Origin of the sequence: Pseudomonas sp. CAM1A, from assembly GCF_047501685.1 — a bacterium.
Lineage (GTDB): Bacteria > Pseudomonadota > Gammaproteobacteria > Pseudomonadales > Pseudomonadaceae > Aquipseudomonas.
Map to the genome: position 1 here is coordinate 1 of NZ_JBFNXP010000036.1, position 3109 is coordinate 3109.

Annotated in this window: 1 rRNA gene; it reads right to left on the bottom strand. The window is 51.7% G+C overall.

The window, feature by feature from the left end:
- Positions 1 to 19: 19 nt before the first annotated feature.
- Positions 20 to 2913 (bottom strand): 23S ribosomal RNA (locus tag ABZO33_RS26755).
- Positions 2914 to 3109: the final 196 nt, after the last annotated feature.

The following is a 3109-nucleotide window of genomic DNA, read 5'->3' on the forward strand; positions in this document are numbered from 1 at the left end:
CAAATTGCTTGGGTGTTATATGGTCAAGCCTCACGGGCAATTAGTATTGGTTAGCTCAACGCCTCACAGCGCTTACACACCCAACCTATCAACGTCGTAGTCTTCGACGGCCCTTCAGGGAGCTCAAGGCTCCAGTGAGATCTCATCTTGAGGCAAGTTTCCCGCTTAGATGCTTTCAGCGGTTATCTCTTCCGAACATAGCTACCCGGCAATGCCACTGGCGTGACAACCGGAACACCAGAGGTTCGTCCACTCCGGTCCTCTCGTACTAGGAGCAGCCCCTCTCAAATCTCAAACGTCCACGGCAGATAGGGACCGAACTGTCTCACGACGTTCTAAACCCAGCTCGCGTACCACTTTAAATGGCGAACAGCCATACCCTTGGGACCGGCTTCAGCCCCAGGATGTGATGAGCCGACATCGAGGTGCCAAACACCGCCGTCGATATGAACTCTTGGGCGGTATCAGCCTGTTATCCCCGGAGTACCTTTTATCCGTTGAGCGATGGCCCTTCCATACAGAACCACCGGATCACTAAGACCTACTTTCGTACCTGCTCGACGTGTGTGTCTCGCAGTCAAGCGCGCTTTTGCCTTTATACTCTACGACCGATTTCCGACCGGTCTGAGCGCACCTTCGTACTCCTCCGTTACTCTTTGGGAGGAGACCGCCCCAGTCAAACTACCCACCATACACTGTCCTCGATCCGGATAACGGACCTGAGTTAGAACCTCAAGGTTGCCAGGGTGGTATTTCAAGGATGGCTCCATGAGAACTGGCGTCCCCACTTCAAAGCCTCCCACCTATCCTACACAAGCAAGCTCAAAGTCCAGTGCAAAGCTATAGTAAAGGTTCACGGGGTCTTTCCGTCTAGCCGCGGATACACTGCATCTTCACAGCGATTTCAATTTCACTGAGTCTCGGGTGGAGACAGCGCCGCCATCGTTACGCCATTCGTGCAGGTCGGAACTTACCCGACAAGGAATTTCGCTACCTTAGGACCGTTATAGTTACGGCCGCCGTTTACCGGGGCTTCGATCAAGAGCTTCGCTTGCGCTAACCCCATCAATTAACCTTCCGGCACCGGGCAGGCGTCACACCCTATACGTCCACTTTCGTGTTTGCAGAGTGCTGTGTTTTTAATAAACAGTCGCAGCGGCCTGGTATCTTCGACCGGCGTGGGCTTACGCAGCAAGTGCTTCACCCTCACCGGCGCACCTTCTCCCGAAGTTACGGTGCCATTTTGCCTAGTTCCTTCACCCGAGTTCTCTCAAGCGCCTTGGTATTCTCTACCTAACCACCTGTGTCGGTTTGGGGTACGGTTCCCAGTTATCTGAAGCTTAGGAGCTTTTCTTGGAAGCATGGCATCAACCACTTCGTCGCCTAATGRSMACTCGTCATCAGCTCTCGGCCTTGARATCCCGGATTTGCCTAAGATYTCAGCCTACCACCTTAAACTTGGACAACCAACGCCAAGCTGGCCTAGCCTTCTCCGTCCCTCCATCGCAATAACTGGAAGTACAGGAATATTAACCTGTTTTCCATCGACTACGCTTTTCAGCCTCGCCTTAGGGACCGACTAACCCTGCGTCGATTAACGTTGCGCAGGAAACCTTGGTCTTTCGGCGTGCGAGTTTTTCACTCGCATTGTCGTTACTCATGTCAGCATTCGCACTTCTGATACCTCCAGCAAGCTTCTCAACTCACCTTCACAGGCTTACAGAACGCTCCTCTACCGCATCAYCWWAAGRTGATACCCGTAGCTTCGGTGCATGGTTTGAGCCCCGTTACATCTTCCGCGCAGGCCGACTCGACTAGTGAGCTATTACGCTTTCTTTAAAGGGTGGCTGCTTCTAAGCCAACCTCCTAGCTGTCTAAGCCTTCCCACATCGTTTCCCACTTAACCATGACTTTGGGACCTTAGCTGACGGTCTGGGTTGTTTCCCTTTTCACGACGGACGTTAGCACCCGCCGTGTGTCTCCCATGCTCGGCACTTGTAGGTATTCGGAGTTTGCATCGGTTTGGTAAGTCGGGATGACCCCCTAGCCGAAACAGTGCTCTACCCCCTACAGTGATACATGAGGCGCTACCTAAATAGCTTTCGAGGAGAACCAGCTATCTCCGAGCTTGATTAGCCTTTCACTCCGATCCACAGGTCATCCGCTAACTTTTCAACGGTAGTCGGTTCGGTCCTCCAGTCAGTGTTACCTAACCTTCAACCTGCCCATGGATAGATCGCCCGGTTTCGGGTCTATACCCAGCGACTAAAGCGCCCTATTAAGACTCGCTTTCGCTACGCCTCCCCTATTCGGTTAAGCTYGCCACTGAATATAAGTCGCTGACCCATTATACAAAAGGTACGCAGTCACCCAACAAAGTRGGCTCCCACTGCTTGTACGCATACGGTTTCAGGTTCTATTTCACTCCCCTCTCCGGGGTTCTTTTCGCCTTTCCCTCACGGTACTGGTTCACTATCGGTCAGTCAGTAGTATTTAGCCTTGGAGGATGGTCCCCCCATGTTCAGACAAAGTTTCTCGTGCTCCGTCCTACTCGATTTCACTGGCAAGAGATTTTCGTGTACGGGGCTATCACCCACTATGGCCGCACTTTCCAGAGCGTTCCACTAATCTCAAACCAGCTTAAGGGCTGGTCCCCGTTCGCTCGCCACTACTAAGGGAATCTCGGTTGATTTCTTTTCCTCAGGGTACTTAGATGTTTCAGTTCCCCTGGTTCGCCTCTTGCACCTATGTATTCAGTACAAGATAACCAGCTTATGCTGGCTGGGTTCCCCCATTCAGAGATCTCTGGATCACAGTCTGTTTGCCGACTCCCCAAAGCTTATCGCAGGCTACCACGTCTTTCATCGCCTCTGACTGCCAAGGCATCCACCGTATGCGCTTCTTCACTTGACCATATAACCCCAAGCAATCTGGTTATACTGTGAAGACGACATTCGCCGAAAATTCGCACGTCGCTCTTTCGAGCAGAACTCACAAATTTTACCTTAGCCTGATCCACCAGCAGTGAAACTGGTGTTCAGTCTATTTCTATCACATATCCGAATTTTTAAAGAACGATCTGACAAAAGTCAGAAATCAACATTCATCG